At 65.5% G+C, this 6,732-nt stretch carries 8 protein-coding genes; 3 read left to right on the top strand and 5 right to left on the bottom strand.

What is annotated here, in order from left to right; translation table 11 throughout:
• On the top strand, positions 1 to 449 hold a 449-nt coding region (locus tag Q0U08_RS16105), incomplete at its 5' end, for a mannonate dehydratase (RefSeq protein ID WP_298092576.1).
• 7 nt (positions 450 to 456) lie between these two features.
• On the opposite strand, the gene Q0U08_RS16100 is transcribed toward Q0U08_RS16105, so the two are convergent.
• Positions 457 to 1,392: a glycoside hydrolase family 43 protein gene (locus Q0U08_RS16100; protein WP_298092574.1), complete on the bottom strand. Its 936-nt coding sequence runs from the start codon at positions 1,390 to 1,392 to the stop codon at positions 457 to 459.
• A gap of 125 nt (positions 1,393 to 1,517) precedes the next feature.
• On the opposite strand from Q0U08_RS16100, the gene Q0U08_RS16095 reads away from it, so the two are divergent.
• Both Q0U08_RS16095 and Q0U08_RS16090 read left to right on the top strand, forming a co-directional pair.
• Complete coding sequence (locus Q0U08_RS16095; protein WP_298092573.1) at positions 1,518 to 2,270, top strand: FadR/GntR family transcriptional regulator; 753 nt, start codon at positions 1,518 to 1,520, stop codon at positions 2,268 to 2,270.
• 32 nt (positions 2,271 to 2,302) lie between these two features.
• Positions 2,303 to 3,766, top strand: coding sequence for an NAD(P)/FAD-dependent oxidoreductase (locus Q0U08_RS16090; RefSeq protein WP_298092571.1), 1,464 nt, complete (start codon positions 2,303 to 2,305; stop codon positions 3,764 to 3,766).
• Between the two features lie 614 nt (positions 3,767 to 4,380).
• Here Q0U08_RS16090 and Q0U08_RS16085 read toward each other — a convergent pair.
• The 4 genes from Q0U08_RS16085 to Q0U08_RS16070 form a co-directional block, all read right to left on the bottom strand.
• Positions 4,381 to 4,809, bottom strand: a complete 429-nt coding sequence (locus Q0U08_RS16085) for a biopolymer transporter ExbD (RefSeq protein WP_298092569.1) — start codon at positions 4,807 to 4,809, stop codon at positions 4,381 to 4,383.
• A gap of 26 nt (positions 4,810 to 4,835) precedes the next feature.
• A complete protein-coding gene (locus Q0U08_RS16080; RefSeq protein WP_298092568.1) occupies positions 4,836 to 5,309 on the bottom strand; it encodes a biopolymer transporter ExbD in 474 nt (157 codons plus the stop codon).
• Between the two features lie 118 nt (positions 5,310 to 5,427).
• On the bottom strand, positions 5,428 to 6,231 hold the full coding sequence (locus Q0U08_RS16075) for a MotA/TolQ/ExbB proton channel family protein (protein ID WP_298092566.1): 804 nt from the start codon (positions 6,229 to 6,231) through the stop codon (positions 5,428 to 5,430).
• Positions 6,232 to 6,281: 50 nt separating this feature from the next.
• Positions 6,282 to 6,732, bottom strand: a 451-nt coding sequence (locus tag Q0U08_RS16070) for an energy transducer TonB (RefSeq protein WP_298092565.1), incomplete at its 5' end; no start/stop codon positions are given.

Raw genomic sequence — 6,732 nt, 5'->3', positions numbered from 1 at the left:
TCTTCGGCCTCCCCCGCATCGCCAGCACCGAAGCCGACCTCACCGCCTTGTTCGACCAGGTTCCCGCCGCTTCCAACGGCCTGTGCTTCTGCACCGGCTCGCTCGGCGCCCACCCCGACAACGACCTACCCGGCATGATCGAGCGGCTCGGCGCCCGCATCGGCTTTCTCCATCTCCGCTCCGTCCAACGCGAAGGCGACCATGCCTTTCACGAGGCGGCGCATCTGGAGGGCGACGCGAACATGCCCGCCGTCATCGCCGCTATCCACCGCCTGTCCCTCACACAAGGACGCAGCATCCCGATGCGCCCCGACCATGGTCACCAGATGGCCGACGACCTCACCCGGCGCTGCAATCCCGGCTATTCGCTGATCGGGCGCCTGCGCGGCCTGGCCGAACTGCGCGGGTTGGAAGCAGGCATCGCCCATGCACAGGCGGCCTCCGCTTAGGGGTTGTTCAGCCGAGCGCCGCCAGCGCCTTCAACCGCGCTGCCCCGACCGGTATGATCGTGCCGTGATTGGCCCCCGCCGGCATGGCGATCCGGTCGGACACGTCCCGCCACGTCTTCCCGTCGCGCGAGGCCACCGCATCATAATGCTTCTCGGTGTAGCGATCGAAGAACAGCACGATCTCTCCGTTCACCATCACCGCGGTCGGTCCCTCGCTCCATGCCGGCGTGATCGGCGCCGACAAGGCCCCGAAACGCGGCGGCGACAGCGATACCTCACACCACTGGATCACCTTGCGGAGCGGCTCCTTTCGCTCGTCCTTCACGAACATCAGCATCCGGCCGTCGCGCTCCAGAAATGTCGCGTCGATCACGCTGAAGCCGGGATCGTAGAACAGCCGCGTCGGCGCGAACCGGCGAAAGTCCCGCGTCGTGGTGGCGTAGAGCCGATGGTCGCCCTCCTTTCCGGCCTCTCCCACCGTGCTCGCCCACACGATCACGAAGTGCCGTGCCTGCGCGTCCCAGACCAGCTCGGGCGCCCAACTGTTGCGCGTGCCCGGGAACGCCGCCATCACCGGCACCGCCTGCTGCTCCGACCAGTGGATCAGGTCGCGGGACGCGGCATGACCGATCGTCACGCCCGTCCAGCTGGTGGTCCACACCATATGGTACAGGCCCGTCACCGGATCGCGCGCGATGCACGGATCGCGCATCAATCTGTTCTCGCCCACCATCGGCACCAGGATCGGGGCACCGCCACGCACTGCACGGTAACGATAGCCATCCTCGCTGATCGCCAGCCGCATCCCCGCCCCGCCATTGTCGGCGTTCCGGAAATAGCTGAAGACGAAGCCGCCGCCCGCAGGTGTCGTACGCCCGCGGGCATACGACGGCAGCGCCGCGGCCAGCGCCACGCTGCCGCAGAATGTGCGTCGGTCCAACATGCCCCTCTCCCCTCCACTTTTCACCAGTGTGCCGATTTGCCGGACAAGATCAACGACTGCATCGGAACGGCCGCCGCAGTGTGCGGACTATTGTACCCCCGCGCCCGGCATGACATGAGGACGCCATGAAGCAGCGCGGCGAAAAGCTGTACCAGCGTATCGTCCATGCGATCGTCGAGGCCATCGATCAGGGGCGTTATACCACCGGCATGCGCCTGCCCGGCGAGCGCGAGCTGGCGGAGGAATATGCCGTCAGCCGCCCCACCATCCGCGAAGCGATGATCGCGCTGGAAATCCGCGGGCTGGTCGAGGCGCGGCACGGTTCCGGCCTGTACGTCACCGCGATCACGCCCCAGGCGGCCGACCCGGCTGAACTCGACATCGGCGCCTTCGAGCTCATCGAGGCGCGAATCCTGTTCGAAGGCGAAGCCGCCGCCGTGGCCGCGACCGTGATTGATGACGAGGCGGTCGCCGAACTCGATCGCATTCTCGGCGACATGGCCGCCGTCGCCTCCTCCAGCCCCGAGGCGGTGGAGGCCGATCGCCTGTTCCACCTGCGCATCGCCGAGGCGACGGGCAATACCGTCATCACTACGGTGATCGACATGCTGTGGACGCTGCGTGACCGGGCACCGCTCAGCGCACATATGTTCGCCGAGGCGCGGCGCGAAGGCGTCCACCCCCGTGTCGAGGAGCATCGGCTGATCGTCGATGCCCTGCGCGCCCGCGATTCCGCTGCCGCCCGCAAGGCGATGCGCGACCATCTGCGCCGCGTAATCGATGACGTCCTGGCCGCGACCGAGGTGGAGGCGCTACGCCGCGCCCAGTCCGAAATTGCCGAACAGCGCGGCGCCCTCGCCAAAAGGCTGCACGCCTGACCGGGCCGTTCACGGGCACGACGCCGCCCGACGTGAACCCGGATATTCTTGACGTCATCATCGTCGGCGCGGGCGTGTCGGGTATCGGATGCGCCTGCTATCTGCGCCGCCTGATGCCGCTCAAGCGCTTCGCCATTCTGGAGGCGCGGGGCGATCTGGGCGGCACCTGGGATCTTTTTCGCTATCCCGGCATCCGCTCGGATTCCGATCTCTTCACCTTCGGGTATGAATTCCGGCCCTGGCCCTCCGATCAGGCGATCGCCGATGGCCCGGCCATCCAGTCTTATTTGCGCGACACCGCCGCCGAATACGGCGTCGACCGCGCGATCCGCTATCATCACCGGCTCATTCGGGCGGATTGGGACAGTGACGCGGCGCTCTGGTGTGTCGAGGTCCGGCGCACCGATCTAAACGAGACAGTCACGCTCCAATGTCGCTGGCTGTTCGGCGCGACCGGCTATTATGAATATGCGAAGGGCTATGTACCCGACTTTGCGGGGCGAGAGGATTTTGCCGGCCGCATTGTCCATCCCCAGCATTGGCCCGACGACCTCGACGTCGCCGGCAAGCGCGTCGCGGTGATCGGCAGCGGTGCCACCGCCGTCACGCTCGTCCCCGCGCTCGCCCGCACCGCCGCCCATGTCGTGCAGGTCCAGCGCACGCCCACCTACATCCTGCCCGTTCCCGGTCGTGACCGCATGCACGCCGTACTTCGCCGCATCCTGCCGGCCACCACCGCCTATGCCATAACCCGCCGCGTCAACATCGCGCGGCAGCGATGGATCTACACGCTGTTCCAGCGCTACCCGCGCGCCGCGCGCCGCTTCATCCGCTGGGCGAACCGCAGGTCGCTCCCGACCGGCTTCCCGATCAATCCTCATTTCGTTCCGCCCTATCAGCCATGGGATCAACGGCTATGCGTCGCGCCGGACGGCGACTATTTTGCCGCGCTGCATGGTCGCCGCGCATCGATCGTCACCGGCGCGATCGCTCGTTTCAGCACGGACGGCCTCGTCATGACCTCCGGCGAGCATATTGCCGCCGATATCCTCGTCACCGCAACGGGCCTGAAGCTGCAGTTGTTCGGCGGCGCTACCATAGCCATCGATGGCAAGACGATCGATCCGGCCGACCACCTCGTGTACAAGGGCATGATGCTGGACGGCGTTCCCAATTTCAGCTTCACCATCGGCTACACCAATGCCTCCTGGACGTTGAAGGTCGGTCTGATCTGCCGGCATTTCTGCCGTTTGCTGGAACTGATGGACGCGCGTGAAGCGCGCATCGTCGTTGCCGAGCGACCGGCTGGCCCCATCCGGACCCGGCCCCTGCTCGATTTCGCTGCTGGCTATGTCACCCGTGCCCTCGACATGCTTCCACGCCAGGGCGACACCGATCCATGGCAGATGACCTTCGACTATGCCGAAGACACACACCGGATGACGCACGGCCCGGTTGACGATCCGGCGCTGCGATTCTGGCCAGCATCCCGCTGAACCCTCGTGCAGTGTGTTTGCCCCGGATCATGTGAATGACCGATGGAGCAGGACGCAGTTCGGTTTGTACGATCCGGACTTTGCCCCTTTAGAAAGGTGTAAGGGGGCAAAGTCCGTCGGGCGGAGCCCCTTCGCCTGTAGATCGCCCGGTCCGCATCGAGCATCTGCGTATCGTGCGCCATACCCGGAGCACCATATCCGTTCAGCCTGAGCGCAGTCGAAGGCCATGAGCCAAGTGGCTGCACAGCGATTTCAGCACGAAATGCTGATGCTTATCATGAGGGGCTGGCTTGTCCGCCTGCCGGAGGGCTCGGCACTAACGGATCAGGCTAAATCATCGTGCCTTAAAGCTGCGTCATCGCATCCGTTCGGCCTGAGCGCAGTCGAAGGCTACGCGCCGGTGCCTGTGCTTCGACTTCCGCGCAAAGCGCCTAAATTTATCCTGAGCGGCTGGCTTGCCAGCCAGGCGAAGGGCTCCGCACGAACGGAGCGAGGTGGATCAAATTTGATGCAGCTTGCTCCAGGCGTCAGATCCGTCCCTTCCGTCCGATGGCGCATCACGAAAAAGGGCGGTCCCGAAGGACCGCCCTGTCTTCTCACCTGATCGTCAGCGATCAGAAATCGTTGCGATACTGCTCGTTGCCGATGAAGCCGAGCTTGGTCACCGCCGACCGCTTGATCACCGCCAGGGTGCGATCCACTGCTTCATACTTCGCATTGGGCGCGGGCTGGAAATGAAGTTCCGGCTCGGGATTAATTGCAGCCGACTGGTCGAGATACTGGCGCAGCGTCACTTCATCGACCTGCGACCCGTTCCAGGTGACGACGCCCTGCTCGTCGATGCCCACCTTGTTCTTCTGCGGGTCGACGGGGTTCTGCGGCGCGTTCTTCGAGTTGACCGGCAGGTCGACCTTCACCGCGTGCGTCTGGATCGGGATCGTGATGATGAACATGATGAGGAGAACGAGCATGACGTCGATCAACGGCGTCGTGTTCATTTCCATCATCGGCTCGCCGTCGTCAGATCCGGCGCTCATTGCCATGGCAAGCTACTCCTTCAGACCGCGCGTCAGGCGCGCGGGTTGCCGCCCGGGGCGGGCTCGGAGATGAAGCCGACGCGGGCGAAACCGGCCTGCTGCATCGTGTAGATGGTGCCGCCGATGCACCGGTAGGGCGTATTCACGTCCCCGCGGATATGCGCTTCGGGCAGCTGGTCCGGCGTGATGTTCGGGCCAAGCCGATCCACCTCGGCCTGGAGCTTGGTGACGGCACGTTCACGCAGCTCGTTCGAATTGACCCGGGTCAGGTTCCAGTACACCGCGCACTGGCCATTCTCGGACGTGACGGAAAGCGACACGTTTTCGGGCTTGGTCGTGGTCGGGTCGAACCGCACATCGGGCAGCTTGAGCGGCACCGACTGGATCACAACGGGAACCGCGATCAGGAAGATGATGAGAAGCACCAGCATGACGTCCACGAGGGGCGTCGTGTTGATCTCCGACATCGGTTTCTCGGAGGAGTCCCCTCCAACGCTCATCGCCATGTGCGAGCTATCCTATCCATCATTCTGTCGCCGGTGTGGTAACACCGGCCCGACCGAAGGTTCATACCACCGGCCGGGTTGCAGGGCCGCCACCACGGCGACCCTGCCCCTTCTCGGTTCAGGCGCGCGTCTGAACACCACCGGCCTGGCCGGCGGTCGTCGTGGCGGGGGTCGCCTTCACGGTTGCGGGCTTGCCGGCAGCAGCCGAACCGGTGGTCGGGCGAACCGCACCGTTCGAAGCCAGGAAGCCGAGCACGTCGTTCGAGAAGGCCGACAGGTCCTCGGCGATGCCCTTGTTGCGACGCTGCAGCCAGTTGTAGGCGAGCACGGCCGGAACCGCGACGACCAGGCCGAGCGCGGTCATGATGAGCGCCTCACCGACCGGGCCGGCGACCGCGTCGATCGACGCCTGGCCCGACGAGCCGATCTTGATGAGCGCGCGGTAGATGCCGATCACGGTACCGAACAGACCGATGAACGGTGCGGTCGCGCCGACGGTCGCGAGGAAGGCGAGACCGCCGCCCAGCTTCGAGTTGATCGCCGCTTCCGAACGCGCCAGCGAGCCGTGCAGCCAGTCATGCGCCTCGACGGGATCGGTCAGCTTCGAGTGCTGGTCCTGCGCGGCCAGGCCGTCGTCGACGATCTGCTTGTAGGCCGAGTTCTTCTCGAGCTTGGCCGAGCCCTCGCGCAGCGAGTTCGAGGTCCAGAAGCCCTGACGGACGCGCTTTGCCTGGTTGATGATCTTCTGCTGCTCGAAGAGCTTCGAGAACAGGATGTAGAAGGACACGACCGACATGAGCACGAGGATCGTGAACACCGACTGCGAGATCAGGCCGCCTTCGCGAAGCGCAGCGCCGAGGCCGTAAGGGTTTGCCTCGGCTCCGGCCGCAGCGCCGCCCGCGGCGAGGATGGTGGTGAGCATGATTGGTTAGGTCCTCTGACTAAATCGTAAAAACGGGATGGTGCTGAACGTCACTCTTGCGGCAGGCGCCACGTCACGCGTCGCGACGAGCTTGACCGGATCGGATTGCCCGACTGATCCATCGCGGGGCTGTAGCGACCGCGGCGCGTGATCGCGCGGCAAGCCGCGTCGTCCAGCGCTCTGGAACCGCTCGACTGGGTCACCACGCAGTTCTCGACACGGCCTTGCGTGTTGATGTCCCACTTGATGGCGGTCGTGCCCTCTTCCTGCGCGCGGATCGAGCTCGGCGGATAGTCGTCCGTCGAGATCCACTGCGCGGGATCGCCCTTTGCGCCGGCAGCCTTGCTGACCACCGGAGCCGCAGGCGGCGCAGGCGGGGCCGGCGGAGCAGGCGGTGCGGGCGGCGCCGTAGGCTGGCTCAGCGGAATGATGCTCGTCGTCGAGATCGACGGCGCCGGCACCGGCACGTTGACGATCGGCGGCGGCGTCACCACCGTGGTC

Source organism: uncultured Sphingomonas sp., assembly GCF_946477935.1.
Taxonomy (GTDB): Bacteria; Pseudomonadota; Alphaproteobacteria; order Sphingomonadales; family Sphingomonadaceae; genus Sphingomonas.
This window is presented reverse-complemented; position numbering and strand designations above follow the sequence as displayed.

Excerpts from the sequence above, each read along its gene's own strand:
- Q0U08_RS16085 (WP_298092569.1), bottom strand. The coding sequence starts at position 4,809 with ATGGCAATGAGCGCCGGATCTGACGACGGCGAGCCGATGATGGAAATG.
- Q0U08_RS16095 (WP_298092573.1), top strand. The coding sequence starts at position 1,518 with ATGAAGCAGCGCGGCGAAAAGCTGTACCAGCGTATCGTCCATGCGATC.
- Q0U08_RS16100 (WP_298092574.1), bottom strand. The coding sequence starts at position 1,392 with ATGTTGGACCGACGCACATTCTGCGGCAGCGTGGCGCTGGCCGCGGCG.
- Q0U08_RS16075 (WP_298092566.1), bottom strand. The coding sequence starts at position 6,231 with ATGCTCACCACCATCCTCGCCGCGGGCGGCGCTGCGGCCGGAGCCGAG.
- Q0U08_RS16080 (WP_298092568.1), bottom strand. The coding sequence starts at position 5,309 with ATGGCGATGAGCGTTGGAGGGGACTCCTCCGAGAAACCGATGTCGGAG.